This is a genomic window from Pseudarthrobacter niigatensis (assembly GCF_030812615.1).
In the GTDB taxonomy this organism is placed as follows: Bacteria; Actinomycetota; Actinomycetes; order Actinomycetales; family Micrococcaceae; genus Arthrobacter; species Arthrobacter niigatensis.
The window spans coordinates 498,160-515,212 of the sequence record NZ_JAUSTB010000001.1 but is presented as its reverse complement, the minus strand read 5'-3'; the positions used below and the strand labels follow the sequence as shown (position 1 = coordinate 515,212).

At 61.2% G+C, this 17,053-nt stretch carries 14 protein-coding genes and 3 pseudogenes; 5 read left to right on the top strand and 12 right to left on the bottom strand.

The window, feature by feature from the left end:
- Window position 1: 1 nt before the first annotated feature.
- The 6 genes and pseudogenes from J2T23_RS02435 to J2T23_RS02410 form a co-directional block, all read right to left on the bottom strand.
- Complete coding sequence (locus J2T23_RS02435) at window positions 2-1,612, bottom strand: ABC transporter substrate-binding protein (protein ID WP_307356780.1); 1,611 nt, start codon at window positions 1,610-1,612, stop codon at window positions 2-4.
- A gap of 81 nt (window positions 1,613-1,693) precedes the next feature.
- A complete protein-coding gene (locus J2T23_RS02430; protein ID WP_141181476.1) occupies window positions 1,694-2,674 on the bottom strand; it encodes a carbohydrate ABC transporter permease in 981 nt (326 codons plus the stop codon).
- Window positions 2,675-2,681: 7 nt separating this feature from the next.
- Window positions 2,682-3,662 (bottom strand): ABC transporter permease, encoded by a 981-nt coding sequence (locus J2T23_RS02425; protein WP_168223137.1) that lies wholly within the window; start codon window positions 3,660-3,662, stop codon window positions 2,682-2,684.
- Window positions 3,659-4,702: a LacI family DNA-binding transcriptional regulator gene (locus J2T23_RS02420; protein ID WP_307356777.1), complete on the bottom strand. Its 1,044-nt coding sequence runs from the start codon at window positions 4,700-4,702 to the stop codon at window positions 3,659-3,661. The genes J2T23_RS02425 and J2T23_RS02420 overlap by 4 nt, the downstream gene beginning before the upstream one ends.
- A 218-nt stretch (window positions 4,703-4,920) precedes the next feature.
- A pseudogene (locus tag J2T23_RS02415) lies at window positions 4,921-5,172 on the bottom strand (substrate-binding domain-containing protein); the annotation flags it as partial.
- Between the two features lie 14 nt (window positions 5,173-5,186).
- A pseudogene (locus J2T23_RS02410) lies at window positions 5,187-5,342 on the bottom strand (transcriptional regulator); the annotation flags it as partial.
- Between the two features lie 363 nt (window positions 5,343-5,705).
- On the opposite strand from J2T23_RS02410, the gene J2T23_RS02405 reads away from it, so the two are divergent.
- Complete coding sequence (locus J2T23_RS02405; RefSeq protein ID WP_307356775.1) at window positions 5,706-6,581, top strand: MerR family transcriptional regulator; 876 nt, start codon at window positions 5,706-5,708, stop codon at window positions 6,579-6,581.
- Between the two features lie 265 nt (window positions 6,582-6,846).
- Here J2T23_RS02405 and J2T23_RS02400 read toward each other — a convergent pair.
- A pseudogene (locus J2T23_RS02400) lies at window positions 6,847-7,092 on the bottom strand (VOC family protein); the annotation flags it as partial.
- Between the two features lie 137 nt (window positions 7,093-7,229).
- On the opposite strand from J2T23_RS02400, the gene istA reads away from it, so the two are divergent.
- Window positions 7,230-8,921: an IS21 family transposase gene (gene istA, locus J2T23_RS02395; RefSeq protein WP_307356774.1), complete on the top strand. Its 1,692-nt coding sequence runs from the start codon at window positions 7,230-7,232 to the stop codon at window positions 8,919-8,921.
- Window positions 8,918-9,733 carry an IS21-like element helper ATPase IstB gene (gene istB, locus J2T23_RS02390; RefSeq protein WP_307356772.1) on the top strand — a complete coding sequence of 272 codons (816 nt, stop codon included), beginning with the start codon at window positions 8,918-8,920 and terminating at the stop codon, window positions 9,731-9,733. Before istA ends, istB begins: the two co-directional genes overlap by 4 nt.
- 264 nt (window positions 9,734-9,997) lie before the next feature.
- On the opposite strand, the gene J2T23_RS02385 is transcribed toward istB, so the two are convergent.
- Window positions 9,998-10,477, bottom strand: coding sequence for a hypothetical protein (locus J2T23_RS02385; RefSeq protein ID WP_307356770.1), 480 nt, complete (start codon window positions 10,475-10,477; stop codon window positions 9,998-10,000).
- A 352-nt stretch (window positions 10,478-10,829) separates the two neighbouring features.
- Here J2T23_RS02385 and J2T23_RS02380 point away from each other — a divergent pair, with 352 nt between their 5' ends.
- Window positions 10,830-11,075 carry a hypothetical protein gene (locus J2T23_RS02380; protein ID WP_307356768.1) on the top strand — a complete coding sequence of 82 codons (246 nt, stop codon included), beginning with the start codon at window positions 10,830-10,832 and terminating at the stop codon, window positions 11,073-11,075.
- Window positions 11,076-11,125: 50 nt separating this feature from the next.
- On the opposite strand, the gene J2T23_RS02375 is transcribed toward J2T23_RS02380, so the two are convergent.
- From J2T23_RS02375 to J2T23_RS02365, 3 genes are all read right to left on the bottom strand, one after another.
- Window positions 11,126-11,560, bottom strand: a complete 435-nt coding sequence (locus J2T23_RS02375) for a hypothetical protein (RefSeq protein WP_307356767.1) — start codon at window positions 11,558-11,560, stop codon at window positions 11,126-11,128.
- Between the two features lie 614 nt (window positions 11,561-12,174).
- Window positions 12,175-12,522 carry a VOC family protein gene (locus J2T23_RS02370; protein WP_307356765.1) on the bottom strand — a complete coding sequence of 116 codons (348 nt, stop codon included), beginning with the start codon at window positions 12,520-12,522 and terminating at the stop codon, window positions 12,175-12,177.
- Window positions 12,523-12,781: 259 nt separating this feature from the next.
- Complete coding sequence (locus tag J2T23_RS02365) at window positions 12,782-13,705, bottom strand: phosphotransferase family protein (RefSeq protein ID WP_307356763.1); 924 nt, start codon at window positions 13,703-13,705, stop codon at window positions 12,782-12,784.
- 337 nt (window positions 13,706-14,042) lie between these two features.
- On the opposite strand from J2T23_RS02365, the gene J2T23_RS02360 reads away from it, so the two are divergent.
- Window positions 14,043-14,249, top strand: coding sequence for a hypothetical protein (locus J2T23_RS02360; RefSeq protein ID WP_307356761.1), 207 nt, complete (start codon window positions 14,043-14,045; stop codon window positions 14,247-14,249).
- Window positions 14,250-14,306: 57 nt separating this feature from the next.
- Here the strand turns inward: J2T23_RS02360 and J2T23_RS02355 are convergent, their stop codons facing one another.
- Window positions 14,307-16,352, bottom strand: a complete 2,046-nt coding sequence (locus tag J2T23_RS02355; RefSeq protein ID WP_307356759.1) for a hypothetical protein — start codon at window positions 16,350-16,352, stop codon at window positions 14,307-14,309.
- Window positions 16,353-17,053: the final 701 nt, after the last annotated feature.

Genomic DNA, 17,053 nt, shown 5'->3' with positions numbered 1-17,053 from the left:
CTTAGGAGTTGCTCTTGTACCGGTCGTAGGCCTGCTGGTAGACCTCCACCATCTTGTCCACTCCGATGTTCTTCAGCTGTGAGACGTAGCCGTCCCATTCGTTCTCAATGCCGCCGGAGACGATCCATTTGGCCGTTGACTGCTTGACGATGGTGGCGGCGTCGGACTCGATGGTGCTGATCTGCTGGATTTCCTCATTGGACAGCGGGACCGGCGGGTAGCCGTCGTTGGCGGCGAAGGGCTTGTAGTTCTCCTGGACCGTCTTCTGACGCTCGGCGGCGCGGGGTTCGGGCGCTACGACGTTCTTGAAGTTTTCGGCGGTGTTGGCTTTGGGACCGCCCGGGGCGACCTTTTGCCGGCGTTCGCCTTCGCTGGTGCCCGCCGGTGCGGGGATCTGGGTGAGCAGCCCGGTGGCGGGGTCCTTTTGCAGGGTTTCGCCGATGGGTCCCCAGTTGGCCTGGGCAGACTGGATGGGGTCGTAGAGGTGGTCCGCCCAGCGGATGGTGGCGGCGGGGTACTTGTCCGCCCGCGTCACGGCGAAGGCACCGCGCGCGATCTCCTGGTTATTGGACTGGCTGGCCCGGCGCTTGCCGTCCACTCCTTCCAGGACCGGCAGCAGCTTGTAGTCGGAGGCGCGGTCGGCGCCTACCATTTCCTTGATCTCCCACCAGGCGAATGACCCGAGGTTTTCCGTTCCGGCTTTGCCCTTGGCCAGGTAAGCCTTGTCGTCCTGTGAGAAGGATTCCGGATCGATCAGTCCTTCCTGGTACCACTGGTGCAGGGTCTGGAGCGCTTTCTTGTAACCGTCCTGGGTGGCGGTGTAAATGACCTTGCCGTCCTGGACGATCCTGTGGTCCATGTTGTCCGGAACACCGCCGAGTGCGGCGATCAGGTCCACGATGTCCCCACACCATGAGCCAGGCATGAAGCTCAGCGGGATCGTCTTGCCGGTCCCGGATGCGTCGCGGTTCTTGAAGGCAAGAAGGGCGTCGTGGAGTTCGTTGACGGTTTTGGGCATCGGGATGCCCAGCTTGTCCAGCCAGGCGGTGTTGATGGCCATTTCGTTGGGGAACTGGACCAGGCCGAGCTCCTCAATGGAGGGGAGGGAGTAGATGTGCCCGTCGGAGGAGGTGATGGCTGCCTTGATGTCGGGCCGGTCCGTGAGCAGCTTTGAGAGGTTGGGAGCGTTCTTCTCGATCAGTCCTTCCAGCGGGATGAGGGTTCCGCTGGCTGAGTACGTGGCGATTTCGGCGTCGGTCAGGCCGCTGTTGAAGAAGGCGTCGGGCAGGTCGCCGCTGGCAAGGATGAGGTTCTTCTTTTCCTTGAACACGGTTTCGGGAAGGTTCTGCCACTCGATGTGGACGTTGGTGTCCTTTTCCCATTGCTGCACCAGGGACATGGTGTTGTAGTCAGGGGCCAGTGCGGTTTTAGTTCCGGAGAACTTGACGGTCAGGGTGTCCTTGACGATCGGCAGTCCTGACTGTTGGAAGCCGAAGTCCGCAGACGAATCCTTGATCTCCGTGGTGCCCTTGGAGTTGCCTGAGCAGGCGGTGAACAGCATCGTTCCTGCCATCAGGGCGCCGGCGACGGCGAGTTTGCGGCTGGTTGCCATGGGTTTTCCTTTGCTTGGGTGGAGGGGAGCAGCACGACGGCGGTGCGGGGCAACGGCGTCGGGCATTGGTTTTGCGGGGTGTCAGCTCTTGACGGCACCGATCATGGTGCCCTTGGTGAAGTGCTTTTGCATGAACGGCAGGGCGATCATCAGCGGGAGGCTGGAGACCACGATCATGGCGTATTTGGTCAGTTCGGCGATCCGCTGGGCGGCGGCGTAGGACTGGATGTCCCCGCCGGTGGTGCCGGTGGAGGAGACGTCCGATTGGATCAGGATGTTGCGCAGAACCAGTTGCAGCGGGTACTTGGTGTCATCGTTAAGGAAGATCAGGGCGTCGAAGAACGAGTTCCAGTGGGCCACCACGTGGACCATGATCATCAGCATGATGAGCGGCTTGGACAGCGGCAGGACCATCCTGAAGAAGAAGGTGAAGTCGTTGGCGCCGTCCATCTGGGCGGCTTCGCGGAGTTCGCCGGGAATGGTGTGTTCGAAAAACGAGCGGGCGATGATGAGGTTCCATACGCCCACCGCGCCCGGCAGGACAACGGCCCAAACCGTGTCGAGCATGCCCAGGTCGCGGACCACCAGGTACTTCGTGATCAGGCCGCCGTCGAAGAACATGGTGACCACAAAGAGCAGCATCAGGATCTTCCGGCCGGGCATGTCTTTCCGGGACAGGGCGTAGGCGCCGCACAGGATGGTGCTCACGCTGATGGCAGTCCCCAGCACGGTGTACACCAGGGTGTTACCGAGGCCGTTCCAGATCCGGCTGTCGGCGAGTATGCGCTGGTAGCCTTCCAGCGTCACCCCGGAGGGGACCAGCCATACCTTGCCTTCATAGACGGCGTTCGGGTCGCTGACGGAGGCGATGACGATGAAGTACAGTGGGTAGACCACCGCGACGATGGACAGGGTCAGGATGGTGATGGCCGTGATGTTGAAGGCCTTGTCGGCCCACTTTTCGCGGAAAGGGATGGGCCGCCCGGAGGCTGGGCCGTTCGTTCCGGGCCTGTTTCGCTGGGCAGGGGCCGGAGCGGCCACGGGTTCGGTATTCAGGGTCATAGCGGCATCACCAGAGGGTTGCTTGGTTGGCCCGGCGTGCTACCCAGTTGAAGGTCAGCAGCAGCACGAGGTTGAGGACGGAATTGAACAGGCCAATGGCGGCCGAATAGCTGAACTGCGCTTGCTGGAGGCCTGCGTGGTAGACGTACGTCTGGATGATTTCCGACGCCGGCAGGTTCAGGTTGGTCTGCATCAGCAGGGCCTTTTCGAAACCGACGTTGAGCAGGTTACCGATGGCCAGGATGAACAGGACGGTGACCACGGGCATGATGCCCGGTAGGTCGATGTGCCGGATGCGCTGCAGTTTGGAGGCGCCGTCCACCTTGGCTGCGTCGTGCAGCGCAGGGTCGATGCCGGAGAGCGCAGCCAGATAAACGATCATGGAGAATCCTGCGTTTTGCCAGACATCCGAGATCACATAGATCGGCCGGAACCACTCGGACGAACCCATGAAGAAGATGGGTTCGCCGCCGGCCAGTTGGATAGCGTTGTTGACCAGGCCGGACCGTGGAGACAGCAGCACGAACATCATTCCCACCACCACCACCGTGGAAATGAAAGCCGGGGAGTACAGCACCGTCTGCGTGAACTTCTTGAACCGTTCGCTCTGCAGCTGGTTGACCAGCAGGGCCAGGACAATCGGGATGGGGAAGGCCACTACCAGCCCGAGGACCGCGATCCAAAAGGTATTCCCCACAACCTGGCCGAACTGGTACGAGTTGACGAACCTGATGAAGTGCTGGAGTCCCACCCATGGACTTCCCGTGAAGCCGTCAACCGGGTTGTAGTTGCGGAAGGCGATCTGCACTCCGTACATCGGCCAGTACTTGAACACCGCGATGTAGATGAGGGCCGGAGCAAGTAATACGTATAACTGCCAAGATCGGGCGACCTTTTTTAGATGCAGCGGCAGGGGAGTGCGGTGATTTGCGTTGGTAGGGGGAGCCGGCGGCGCTGCCGGTGTGGATCGAGCCAGGATGCGGCTCATGGCTTCTCCTTGGGATGAGTCACTGAGTTTCTTTCGATGAGCGGACAGGTAATGAATTCCACCTGGCCGTCGGGTTCGGCGCCTCGCAAAATGAGGTCCACGGCGCGGCGGCCCATCTCCACGAACGGCAGCTCAAGGGTAGTGAGGCCGGGCCGGAGGTGCTGGGCGAGGGTTTCCTGGTTGTCGAAGCCGATGATGGATAGGTCACGCGGAATCGAAAGGTGCAGTTCCTGGGCGGCTTGGTAGGCGCCCCAGGCGGTACGGTCGTTGGCGCAGAAGATGGCGGTCGGCGGCTGTGCTGCCGTGAGCAGGTCCATGGCGTGGGTGAAGCCGTCCTCCTCGTTGCCCCTGCCGAAGCGCACCAGCTCCGGCAAAACGTCGAGCCCCGCCTCGCTCATGGCCTGTGTGTAGCCCCGGAAACGTCCGACGGCGGCGGGGAGTTCGCTTTCCAGGGTTTCGATGTTGATCATCGCCACCCGGGTGTGGCCGGCGTTCAGGAGATGCCGGGTAGCCGTGAGGCCCCCCAATTCCTCGTCGGGAGCCACGCTGTGCAGGCGCAGCTTTCGGTCCTGGGAGTTCAGCACCACGGAAGGGACGCCCATGAGCGCCTCGGGCACGTCCAGGCGGCGGTGGTACATGCCGGCATACACCACCCCCGCCACCTTGTAGCTGAGCATGGAGTCCAGCGACGCTGCCTCGAGGGCCTTGTTTCCGCCCGTGTTCATGGTGAGCAGGAGCAGGCCGTCTTCCCATGCCCGTTCCTGTGCGCCTTCGATGATCTTTCCGGCGAAGGGAGCGGTGGCCACGGCATCCCCGAGGAATCCGATGATTCCAGAGATGCCGTCACGCAAGGTTTTGGCATGGGCATTGGTACGGTATCCGAGCTTCTGAACGGCATCCTGCACCCGTTTGCGCGTGTCGTTCGAAAAACGCGATCCGGTGGCCGAATTCAGGACCAGGGAGACGGTTGCCTGCGAGACACCCGCTTCCGCCGCCACGTCGTGCATGGTTGGTCCTGAGCGTGGGCGGGGTCGTGCCATGGGCACCTCCTTGGGCCGTTGGTTATTCGAAGTAGTTATTCGTATAACTGGATTGCTGTAAAACTGTAACCTGCGCCATATTGAACCGTCAAGGGCCGCAGCGCCGCCTAATTTCGAAGCCCGGAGTGTGGACTCCGCGACTTGCCGGCCAGACGTTTGCTCGCTCACTGGTCATGCCCAGGAACTGGGTGCGGTGCTGCAGTGTTGCTTGCGAGCGGTCAGCCCACGACCTTCTGGAGATCGGCTGTCGAAGCGCGGGGGATGAGGGTTGCCCGCATTTCGGGCCCTGCCGTTGGTGGCGGAGTTCCTTCCATGGCTTTGAGTGCTAAACGCCCAAGGTAACGTCCCAACCTGGCGGTGTCCACGGTGATGGTGGATAACTGGGGCTGGAACATCGAGGAAAGTGGTGTGTTATCGAATCCGATGATCGAGAGGTCTCCGGGAACTGTCAATCCGCCTCGGAGGGCGGCTCCTGTGAACGCGAGTAATCGACGCTGACACCGGCCAGATGCGCCACTTCCTCGCGGCGCAGGCCGGGGACGCGGCGGGTCCCGCTGTACAGCGGAACGCCTGCCTGCTCGGGGGTCAGTTTGGCGCGCCGGGTAGTGAGGAAGCTGCTGATCTCGGACCGGGAATCCATAGCTCCAAGGGTAGGCCTGCCGCCTCGGGCGCTTACAGGACCTGTCAGACCATGTCTCACCAGGTCCTTCTGCCCTGCACTCAGGTACGGCATTGTCGAGGAAGCAATGCGTGTTCGGCTCCCACCGAACCTCCGCGAAGGAACCGCCTCGTCAATGACAACGTCCATCACTTCGACGTGCCACGGAATACCCGTGGCCGCCGTCGTGGCCACCAGAGCGGCGACCTCAATTCAGGTCAGCGACGGTGGGGTCACATGAGCGCTGCATCTGGATTGTGTTGGGCGCGCGGTCCAAGCAAAAGATACAAATGAGTCCTCGAGAAGATGGACTCTGACACGATGTCAGCGCGGAGAATCAGAGGCATGACCGATATCTCGAAGCTCATGCCCATCGGCCACTTCTCCTCGCTCAGCAGGATCAGCGTCAGGATGTTGCGGCACTACGATGCGAACGGAGTCCTCGCTCCGGCTTTTGTCGATCAAGCCACTGGTTACCGCTGGTATTCCCACGACCAGCTCCGCGAGGCAAACGAAATCCGTCGGCTAAGGGACGTGGGCTTCGGGGTGTCTGCCATAGGGGCGCTTCTTGCTAGCCGCGGGACCCGCGCATACACACAAGCCCTGTCCGCTCAGCGGGCTGGCCTTGCCGAGGAATCGTCAGCCGCCCTGCGACGGATGGCTCTCATTGAACGAATGCTGAATCAACAATTTCAGGAGGACGCCATGTCTGCCGTGTCTGCCCAACTCACCTATCTGCACGAGCAAACCCTCATCTCGCTTCGCGGCCGGGTGCCCGACTACAGTGCCGAGGGCGAACTGTGGGCCCGGTTCATGCCTGAGATCTCGGCCCAAGGGATCCGCATCACGGGCGCCGGCGGGTGCATTGAGCATGACGGTGAATACCGCGAGCATGACGTCGACGAGTCGGTCTTCCTTGAAGTAGCGCCCGATACGGAGGCCGCGGAGCCACTGAGCGTGCTGCACTTTCCAGCACGTCGCGTGGTGACCGCTACGGTCACCGGGCCGTACACGGATGCGATTCCCTGGGCCCATGCCGTGATAGCAGCGTTTATCGCGGATAACGGATTGCGGCCCGCAAGGGAAGACCACGACCTTGCGACGCACCACTTCAACATTTATCGCAACGATCCGAGCCAAACGCCCGAAGCCGAGCTCGTGACCTCAGTGTTCATGCCTGTCGTGGACGCATTGTCAGATGTGGACTCCGAGGGCCGCTAAGCGATCTGCGTGAGAGCGAGAAACGGGTTCTATCCAGTCTGGTTTAACCCACCCGAGGATGGTGCCGGGCTGGTATCTGCAGGATAAAGTCGCCGGAGTGCACTTTGATTACGCGCCACACCCAGGCCGCTTCCCCGCCGCCCCAGTGTGCTGGCGCGACGATTGCCTCGCGCAAAGCCGTAGCGATGTGGCCCGTCGAGCAGCCGCTCCAGGATGAGCAGGGGCCGCCGCGCTCCGACGATGCCGAGGGCAGGGGCGAGGTGGCTCACTCGGTCGGATCGGCGTCCGGTTTCATCCAAAACGGCGAGTAGTGGTAACCGTCGGGGTCGTCGAACTGGCGCTGGTACATGAATGGGTAGTCGTCGGTGTCACCAATCCGCCCGCCGGCTGCGCCGGCGCGCTCCGTGAGCTCATCGACTGCCTCACGGCTGCCGAGGTCGAACGAGACCGTGACCTTCGAAGGAGTGTCGGTTCCGCCGACCAGCTCTTCGGCGCCCCCGACGTGACTATGTCAGTCTGATCGGAGCCCACCAGGACGGCTTGATTGGTACCCACCTCAGCGACATGCCGAACCTGATGACGGCTTGATTGGTACCCACCTGTGAACGTAGACCCCATCCAATTGGGATCTACCACGGGAGGACCAGGATGGGGTCAAGAGTGGAGTTGTTCGCGGGAATTCGGAGAGACGCCAGGGTTGAGGAGCTGTCGATCCGAGAGCTTGCGCGCAGGTACCAGGTATCAAGGAAGACCGTCAGACGGGCTCTGACTTCACCGGTTCCACCGCCGCGCAAGACTCCGCAGAGAATCTCGCCCCGGCTTGAGCCCTTCAAGTCAGCGATAGATGCAATGTTGATTGAGGACACGACAGCACCGAGGAAGCAGCGCCACACCGCGAAAAGAATCCTTGCCCGGCTGATCGAGGAGCATGCAGCGCAGGATCTGTCCTATTCAACGGTGCGGGATTACGTCAGGGTGCGTCGGGCCCAGATCGATGTTGAAGCGGGCCGGCGGGTTGAAGTGTCTGTCCCGCAGGAACACGCACCAGGCGCCGAGGCCGAGGTTGATTTCGGTGAAGTCTGGGTCGTGTTGAACGGGGTGAAGACGAAATGCCACATGTTCGTGTTCCGATTGTCCCGATCCGGCAAGGCTATCCACCGGATCTATCCCACGCAGGCGCAAGAAGCTTTCCTTGAAGGGCATATCGAGGCGTTCAACGAGATCGGCGGCGTCCCAACGAAACACATCCGGTATGACAACCTGACCTCCGCAGTGACGGCCGTGGTGTTTGGGCAGGGACGGCAGCGGGTCGAGAACGAGAGGTGGGTCCTGTTCAAATCGACCTTCGTTTTTGACGCCTTTTACTGCCAGCCCGGAATCGCGGGGGCTCACGAGAAGGGCGGTGTTGAAGGTGAGGTTGGTTGGTTCCGACGGAACCGTCTCTCGCCCATGCCGGTGGTGGAGTCTCTGGATGAGCTCAACGACAGAATCCGAGTCTGGGAGGCACAGGACGAGCGGCGCAGGATCAGCCACAGGATACGAACGATCGGTGAAGACTTCAGCGCCGAGCAGCCTTTCCTGGCGCCTTTGCCGCTTGAAGGTTTCGACCCCGGGCTGGTCCTGACCCCCAGAGTTGACCGATCTTCGATGATCACAGTCCGGATGGTCAAATACTCCGTCCCGGCCCGGCTCATCGGTAGGAAAGTCCGCGTCTCACTCCGGGCTTCCGAAATCATCGTGTTCGACGGCAACACGGTCGTCGCCCGTCATGCCAGGCTCTCTGTCAAGGGCGGGCAGTCGGTCCAGCTCGATCACTATTTGGAGGTCCTCAGAACCAAACCTGGTGCCCTCCCCGGATCCACGGCCTTGGCCAGGGCGCGCGAGACTGGCGTGTTCACCTCGGCGCATGAGGCGTTCTGGGAAGCATCCCGCAGGGTCAACGGTGACGCGGACGGGACAAGGGAACTGATCGAGGTTCTGTTGCTGCACCGATCCATGGACGCGCTGGATATTCAGGCAGGGATCGCCGCGGCTCTCTCCGTTGGCGCGGTCAGTGGCGATGTCGTGGCTGTAGAGGCACGCAGGCACGCAGCCAGTGTCCTGGCTGAGACCGCAGGCGGGTCCGATTCAGACCGTCGTTCCGGTGCTCGCGACGAAGTGAAAGTGCAACGAGTTGTCAGTCTCACCCAACGCCGCCTCATGGACCCCGCTGCGGTCATTGCCGGCCTGCCTCAGGACAAACGTCCGCTCCCCACGGTCACCATCTATGACGAATTGCTGGCCAAACGCACTCCAACCCCGGCACCCGCAGGAACTGCCCCAAAGGAGAACATCTCATGACACCCACGGCCCCAGCTGCTTCAATCACCCCCGCTCTGCGGAGACGCCGTGGACTCACGGAACAGGCCGCCGTCGCGGCCGTCGACCAAGCCTGCCGGCGGCTGCGCTTACCTACCGTCCGGGCTGTCTTGGATGAGGCCCTTTCCGTAGCAGGGAAGGAACAGCTGAGCTATCAGGGATTTCTGGCCGAACTGTTGTTGGCAGAGTGTGATGACCGGGACAGGCGTTCGTCCGTCAGGCGGGTCAAGGCAGCTGGGTTCCCGAGGGATAAATGGCTTGGTGACTTCGATTTTGAAGCAAATACGAACATCAACCCGGCTACCATCCACACTCTGGCCAGTGGCGAATGGATCCGCAAAGGCGCACCCCTGTGCCTGATCGGGGATTCCGGGACCGGAAAATCCCACCTCCTCATCGGACTGGGCACCGCGGCCGCGGAGAAGGGCTTCAGGGTCAAATACACTCTCGCGACCCGGCTCGTGAATGAGCTCGTCGAAGCCGCAGACGAGAAGGTGCTGGCCAAAACCATCGCCCGCTACGGCCGTGTGGATCTGCTCTGCATCGATGAACTTGGCTACATGGAGCTGGATAAACGAGGCGCAGATCTACTCTTCCAAGTCCTTACCGAGAGAGAAGAGAAAGCATCCGTCGCGATCGCCTCCAATGAGTCCTTCTCCGGCTGGACGAAGACCTTCACCGATCCGCGCCTCTGTGCGGCCATTGTGGACCGCCTCACGTTCAATGGGACTATTATTGAAACCGGGACCGATTCCTATCGCCTTGCACATACCATTGCGCAACAATCTGCATGATGTCGCGAAGTTGACCGGGAGTGGGCGGCAAAGCCGGGCAGCCCATGTAAGGTTCATGCGCGGCTGAGGATCGGATTGGACGCTTAGCGCAGGGGCGCCGGGGTTATTCGCGACCCCGTTCCAAGCAAATGGGATAGGGCGGACCGTTACTTCCAACACCCCTTTACCCTGACTGTCTTACCGCGAAAAGAGAGAGCCTGCACCCCTAATCGGGGTGCAGGCTCTCTTTTGACCCAACGCCTTGGTTCTACCTGGGGCGGAAGGTCATTCTGGCGAGGAGACGGACGTCTTCGTAGGTGCTGCCCTCGACCCCGGTGTCTGCTGGATTGAGGCCAGAGCCGTCACCAGCAGAGCCGCCACGGCGAGGAGCACCATCTGCGATTGAGAGCCACCTATGTAGCTTCTGAGAAGAACGTTACCCACAAGGGCTTCACCCCCTGTAACCGTCGCACCAATGACATATGACACGGTCAGGAGCACAGCCGAAACCAGGGCCGCGACGAGTCTTCCCAGCCCAAACAAGCCGCCCAGGACCTGACGCAACAGTAGAACCGCTGTGAAGCTGATAACTACGATAACGAATTGGAGTTCCCACGGAAAACGCGGTGAAACACCGGCCGTCGGTCTTCCCATAAGGTCAGCCACGTAGCCCCCGAGACTGGCATCGATGAAGATGCCTACATAACCAACGACGGTGAGGGCGACCAAGCTAATCAAGCTGGACAGCAATGTTCGAATAGCCATTTGACTCCTATTCAGGGAATTTCACGAAAGAGAAAGTGTCCGCTGTGCCTTCGATGGGAAGCTCACTAACAGCCGGGAGCCCGTCATTGGGACGCTGAAGAACAAGCTGTCCGGATCCTTCCGAACGCACTTGGTGTAGCACTCCGGCCTCTCGGCGGGCAGCGACGGACGTCAGAGCACTGGTATCGACGTCTGCCGGCAACAAGTGAGCAACGACCTGCGAGGCTGGATCGGCGCCTGAGGCCATGGCCGTGAGCCCGCTGTGTACGAACTTTTCAACGGCAATACACGAAGCTGTACTCGCCTGCTCCGGGCCATTCGTTTGGACGATAAGGCAAACCTCACGGCCTGAATGATCCTGACCAGTCGAGTACGTTGCCTTGTCGTCGACCGCGATAACTCTGACAGAGGCTTTGTCCACGCGGCTGATGATTGGTTTGCCCAATTTGTCCGCAGCTGCGGAATCGGTTTGAACCTGCGCGGCGGCGAGAACAGGAACGAGATCCGTTCCGCTGATGCTTCGCTGCTCTCCGGCAAGCGCAGGGGAAACCCCGACGCCAATGCTGACAACCGCAACGGCGCCAACGGAAACGACTAACGCGGATGCTTTAGAAAAATTCATTTTTCCCCCAAAATTTTGAGTAGCTACTAACCAACATACTGATCACAAAGAAGCTGCGGGTTATGACGGGCTTCAGGGTAGGACGTGTTCCACCAGCACTTGCTTTCGCCATAGCGATACAGGGCATGGCTATAACTGGACCAAGCTTCGCCCTGAGCAGCGCCCGTACTGTATGCGTTGCCGTTGGCGTAGTTGTATGTGCCGCCGTAGGACCAGGACTGGAACCCCAATGGCGGCGTGTACCCGACGTGGGTACCCCCGCCGGACAGGTTGTCAATGAACCCGCTGCCACGAACCTGGTTCGCGTAGTTGAAATCAGCGTGGTAGCGGCGGGTGTAGGCCTGAGCCGCCGTTGAGGCCATGATGACGAATACCAGCGCGAGCAGCGCTGCTACTAATAGTGTGATTGGACGTGTGATTTTAGTCTTACTCGCCTCTATTACTAATGCCGAGTTATTCATAGAAACCCCCAAATCTAGCTTTTGCTTCGGACGTGGTGAGGCTAACACGAACTCGGATTCTCCGCTTGTCACGTTCTATTGCCGGCTAGTCTGTGTAATTGACTGGAATTCAAAGAAGAAGTATGCATTTCTGCGTTCGGAAGGCGGAAGGCGGAAGGCGGAAGGCGGAAGGCGGAAGGCGGAAGGCGGAAGGCGGAAGGCGGGAGGGCCAAGCTGGATCATGCTCGACCTCGTCCGCTGGCGTGCTTGATGGATGGATCAAAGCCGTCCTCGCGGCCCAACTCGGTTGACACAATCAGTCGTCGCAGACCGTGGTTAGGCGTTGCACTGACCACTGAGGTGCCCTAAACGCTAAACAGCCTCGTCCCACTTCCTCAGAACTAGAAATCCCAGCGCGGAAGAGCGCTCCGCAGTCATGAAATCGAAACGTATCGGTCAATGCCTGTCACCGATCGCATTCAGGCGAGTAGCAGCATTAAGCCGCTGATGCCGACGTGCCTAATGATGGGCCGAGCATACAGATCGATCCATCCTGTCCCAAGTCCGCTCACATGTCTGCGCCAAACTTGGGCTTGCAGAACTGGCATCCGGAACATTGCCCTAGGCCCGCCCATTCAGGAGGTAGGCCGCGCGGAACATCGGGGGAACATGGCGGGGATAGCAAGTATCGGAGCTTGGCTGTTCACGACGCCCGGCCAAACTAGGTTTCCCAGTCCCTTGCAACTGCCGCGCCCCAGGTGGGTGCCAATCAAGCCGTCCTGGTGGGCTCCAATCAAGTTGACACAGTCACCGACGCTCGCGTACATCTCTCGGCTGCCGAGCATGACGTACTGCTCGGGCGCGATCGCGAAGCATGAGACGTTGCGACCGGACATTTCTGGGTTGAGGGTCCAGCCCAGGGCGGTGTAGAAGGCGGTCGCGCGCTCGACACTTTCAACCGGGCAGGTGATGAAGAGGCTCATGTGGCTCATACTTGCGAAATGCAAGTCCGAGGTCAAGGTCTCGGCCCACACGGACCACGATTTGCAGGAGGGTTGCAGAACGTTCAGAGGTACGGGCGGGATCTAGGGACCGAACCGTGAGTTGCCTTTCTGCGGTCGGTGGAGGCGCTGTTTGTCGATGCAGGTGCTGCGCGCCCGAGCGTCGCAGGTCATCGACTATCGGCCCGCACGGGATCGGGAACGCCTTACGCCCCGTACCAAGCGTGGACACAGGTCACTCTCACAGCAGCAGCGTCTCGAGCTCTCCAAGTCGCCAGAACAGGTCGGGGAGGCCGTTCAATCCGTTGCGTACCGACTCGTGCGACAGCGCGAGGCCAGGGCCGGTGCTCGCCTCGGCGCCGGCAAGGCACCGGAGGATGTTCCACCTCGTGTGCTCCAACCAGCCGCCGATCATGAAGACAAACCAGCTTGGCCCTGGTGGCGGCAGCACTCCGCCTCCCGCGACATAGCCGTCGAGAACGGAGCGGAAAATGGCGGGCTTGATGTCCTCCAAGCCGGGTCCCTTTGCGAGGCTCAGCGCGGTCGAGCCAAGTTCACTGGACAGGTCGAGCATCCCCGAGAGCTCCCAATCGAGTAACACCGGCCGGCCCTCCCGAGCGAGCAGATTCCACGGTTGAATGTCCCGATGGGTCAGCACGACCGGGCCTGGCCGTTCGCAGGTGTCGACGAAGTGGGCAATCGCGAGGAATGTTTCGATGTGAGAGGCGAACTCGTCGGCCCAAGGCTGTCCGGTTGCCTTCGCCCGCGCGGCGAGCTCGGACCAGTCATGTGACGTCGGGTCCTCGATCGATGCATTCGTCCATGGGACGTCGAGCGCATGGATGCGTCCGAGGATCTCGCCGATCTCAAACGCGTATGCCGCCGACACGGGCGCTTCGGGCACCTTTTCGCCTTCGACCCAGCGGTGAACGAGTGTGTTGTAGCTGGCCGAGATTGGCTCTGGCATCGGAATGCCGGCAGCGAAGGCCGCCCATTCAAACCTGAACACGTCCTCGACGCGATGGGCCCAGCGGCGGTCGACGAGGTTCAGTTCCTTTATTGCGAACGACCCTTGGTCGGTGTCGAGCCGGTACATCCGGTTGGCGAATCCGCCGTGCACGCGAATCATCGGCCCTGTCGGGGCGCCGAGATGCGAAAGGTTCACCCACCCATTCTAGGAACTGGCGCTTCATAGCGGCACCGGGCGTTTCCGCAATGCGTGCTGAGGATCACCGGCAGGCCGAGGAACGGCGACCTACCAAACACATCCCTTCCAGGCCGGGTGATTTGGCCATGCAAAAACAATTCGGCGGCAGCCCTTCATAGCATCAGCGCCTTGAGTTTGGTGGCCCCTGAGACTGAGATTGCGATCGCTGCCGACGGCTTAGGGCCTGGAGTGGTTCCCGCTGTTCCTAGATTGGTTCGGATCACATTGTCGCGGAGACTACCTCCCGGAGCGGGACTCCCAAGGGGTAGGGTGTGCCGTAGCCGACGAAGGAGCCATGATGAGCTACAAATATCGAACTGTGCGGGTTCGCGGTACCGAGATGGTTGGAACCATTGCAAGGAAGCACGGGGGTGCGGCTGAAATCTACGAAACGTCCAAAGACTTGAGCACATCAGTAGTTCCGGTGTTTTTCGAGGCAACGGGCGAGATCCGTTTCTTTGACAGGTCAGTACTGGAGGACGTGGTGGCACCGTCCACATAGCCCTCCGGCAGGGTCCGTAGCGAAGCTGCCCCGCGTTGGCCGCCTGGTGTCAAAGACCTATTTACTACCCTCCTGGAGGTCCCATTCCCTCAGCAAGCTTTCCCGGGCAAGGGCGTAGCGGCCGGTCTTGAAGTAGTTTCCGTGCGTGGCCACCAGTGCCTGATACGAGTCGGGCTCTATCTCGAGGGCAACGCCGTCCAGCGCGTTCGCTTCCGGGGTGTCGTGCGGATAGGCGTAGACGGGGAAGCCGAGGTAGTCCGTCCGTCGCCATACATTCAGCCACACTCCAGGACCGGTTGCGCCGCCGCCCAGGAGGCCCGCGAGTTGGCCATCGGACGGGACGGGCGGCGTTGGGAGAAAACGGCCCTTCCACGGATCGCTCCCGAAATATCGTGGTCCCTGTACACCCGGAGTCCCAAGGACGGCCGGTCCCCACAGGTCGGGGAAGAATCTGCCGAAATATGGGCGCAGTTGGACACCGAAAGTGAGCAATCTGATCCTGGACAAAAGGTCGCTGACCCTGTCCTTGGCCGCGTCGGCATCCGTGCCCCTTGGCCCGGCCTCGAGCTCCCTGTGCTGGGCCATGGCGGCCAGGTGATATATCGCGGCTATGCCCAGGACGGCTCCCAGGCTGTGTGTAGCCAAAAGAATGCGGCGCGAGGGCTGCACCTGATCGAGCACTGCCGGGTCGTCCACCTTCTTCTGGTCGGTGAGCCATTGGAGCATCCGGTTGGCAAGTTCGGGAACCACACGTTCTGAGTAGCAAGCGGGGCCAAAAGGGTGGCCGGCCCTTGGCAGCCAAGCCACCAGATCCCAAAGCAGCCCGAGCGGCCTGCCTGTTCCCACGACGGCGCTCGAAATTGCTACCCCTACTATCAACACCCCCGCGGCTGTCAGGGCGCTCGTGGCCACCCAAGTGCCGGCCGGGGAGACTGCGTTCCAGAACCACAGGTGCCGGAGCCACTCATGGCCTGTGCCGTTCTCATGGAGGATGGTCAACGCAAGGACCATGAGGACGCCCGCGAGGGTGGCCCCTGCTGCCAGCTCTACCACCCGCTCACCGCGTTGCAGCAGGGCGCTTCTGCGGCGGACGGCCATTATTTCTGACGTGTAGGGCAGTTCGCTGTCAGCGATCGGAGGAGTGGTGATTCCTTCACCGATCCAGAGGCTGCCCAGCATGAGCGTGCCCAGGATGACCACGGCTGCAAGGACCAGGAGCACCATGACTCCACCCGCTGCCCAATAAAGGAAGGGGATTGAAATGGCAGACGCATCGTCGTTGAGCAGGGTGCGGAAGAGAGGATGGGTGCTGTCCCGTTGCCAAAGGAGGGCGCCGGCCTGCAGCCAGTTGCCGACACCCACGACGATGGCGCTCGAGTAGAAGGCCGCGAGCAGAAGGCTGAGATACATTATTACGCCGGGAGCCAGGCCATGCCATGCTTCTGCCTGCCGACCCAGCGGCCGCACGGGCGCCCTGTCACGCTGGTTCATGAGGGATACCGCCACGGCCAGCAGGCAGGCCGCGCATATTCCGAAGGCAGCGCTTACGGACATTGGTGCAAAATTCCACTGGCCAATAATGATGAGGATGCCGATGAGGGCAATACACCACAACAGGGTTCCCCAGACGACGGCGGCATTCGGGGCCAGGCGCATAAGGAATCCCGAGGTCGCGAGTATCGCCAGGAGGGCAACGAGCACTGTCGGCACTAGCTGGGCCACCGTGAAGGGGGCTGCCTGCCCGGCACTGGTAGCGCGGCAGACCACTACCACCGTGCAAAGGTAGACGGCGAAGCTGGAAAGAAGAAGGATCATAGCCCAGACCATGCGGGAAAACCCGGCTCCAAGGGGTGCACGGACGCTCTCTGACCCCCAGTACATGACGGAGCCGGCTACGACTACAAGGAGCAGGCACGTAACCGCCACTAAAGTCGTGGCAATGCCGGCGTCGTCCTTCGACGCCTCCCTGAGGTCGGCGGCGAGAAGGAAGGTCACGAGCAGGACGCTGGCGGCAATGTGTGCCACTCCTGTCGGCGAGTTGACGCGCCGGATCCACAACCGCGGTGCAGCGAGGACCGGCGTGCGCCGCAGCCCGTTTTCCATCGTGCGGCGTTCCCGCTTCTTTGGAACAGGAGAATGGCCCTGGACTCGCTTTTGATCCGTAAACCGGGTCCGAAAACGAACATCACTGGACAGGCTGATGGCGGCCAGGAGTGCAATGGCGACGATCGGAAAAGTTGACACGGCTGCAAGACGTTGGCCCCGCGTCAAGCTCCTAAGACCATCGAACCAGTGCGGCATGGCATCGCACATCTGCAGGTGCCCGTCCGCGGTAACGCGAAAGCACTGAACGGCGATGAAGTCCATGGCAGCCGTGGCGATGGCCGTTGCCAGCAAGAGCGTCAGCAGCAGACTGAACAGACGTACGAGTGCCGCACCTGTTCCGGGGTCGACTCCGTCGCCGCGTCTATCATCGGCTTTGAGAACACGTGCCCAGTAGGCGGCGTTTGCGAAACCGAAGGGGGCAATCAAAAACCATCCAACGTTATAAAGTGCCCGGACGCTCTTACCAAGAAACCCGTTCGGCGCGAAGCGGTCCAGCTTGCCCCAACTGTATGCCTCAAGCCGTGTTCTCGAATCCGGCGACGAGGACGCATCTGCGGGGGACTGCCTCACCTTGTAAAATCCGGCCAACTTGTCAACGAGCCTGATTCCGTCGTGGTCCGCCGGCCCTACGTCTGCAGGCTCGACTCCCAGCATCTCGTAAGGTGGGGTATTCCGGACTCCATGGACGCGAAGCTCGA

Coding starts and splice junctions, on each gene's coding strand:
- J2T23_RS02425 (WP_168223137.1), bottom strand. CDS start 3,662: ATGAGCCGCATCCTGGCTCGATCCACACCGGCAGCGCCGCCGGCTCCC.
- J2T23_RS02375 (WP_307356767.1), bottom strand. CDS start 11,560: ATGAATAACTCGGCATTAGTAATAGAGGCGAGTAAGACTAAAATCACA.
- J2T23_RS02420 (WP_307356777.1), bottom strand. CDS start 4,702: ATGGCACGACCCCGCCCACGCTCAGGACCAACCATGCACGACGTGGCG.
- J2T23_RS02385 (WP_307356770.1), bottom strand. CDS start 10,477: ATGGCTATTCGAACATTGCTGTCCAGCTTGATTAGCTTGGTCGCCCTC.
- J2T23_RS02430 (WP_141181476.1), bottom strand. CDS start 2,674: ATGACCCTGAATACCGAACCCGTGGCCGCTCCGGCCCCTGCCCAGCGA.
- J2T23_RS02370 (WP_307356765.1), bottom strand. CDS start 12,522: ATGAGCCTCTTCATCACCTGCCCGGTTGAAAGTGTCGAGCGCGCGACC.
- J2T23_RS02355 (WP_307356759.1), bottom strand. CDS start 16,352: ATGGAAAACGGGCTGCGGCGCACGCCGGTCCTCGCTGCACCGCGGTTG.
- J2T23_RS02435 (WP_307356780.1), bottom strand. CDS start 1,612: ATGGCAACCAGCCGCAAACTCGCCGTCGCCGGCGCCCTGATGGCAGGA.
- istB (WP_307356772.1), top strand. CDS start 8,918: ATGACACCCACGGCCCCAGCTGCTTCAATCACCCCCGCTCTGCGGAGA.
- istA (WP_307356774.1), top strand. CDS start 7,230: ATGGGGTCAAGAGTGGAGTTGTTCGCGGGAATTCGGAGAGACGCCAGG.
- J2T23_RS02405 (WP_307356775.1), top strand. CDS start 5,706: ATGACCGATATCTCGAAGCTCATGCCCATCGGCCACTTCTCCTCGCTC.
- J2T23_RS02360 (WP_307356761.1), top strand. CDS start 14,043: ATGATGAGCTACAAATATCGAACTGTGCGGGTTCGCGGTACCGAGATG.
- J2T23_RS02380 (WP_307356768.1), top strand. CDS start 10,830: ATGATCCTGACCAGTCGAGTACGTTGCCTTGTCGTCGACCGCGATAAC.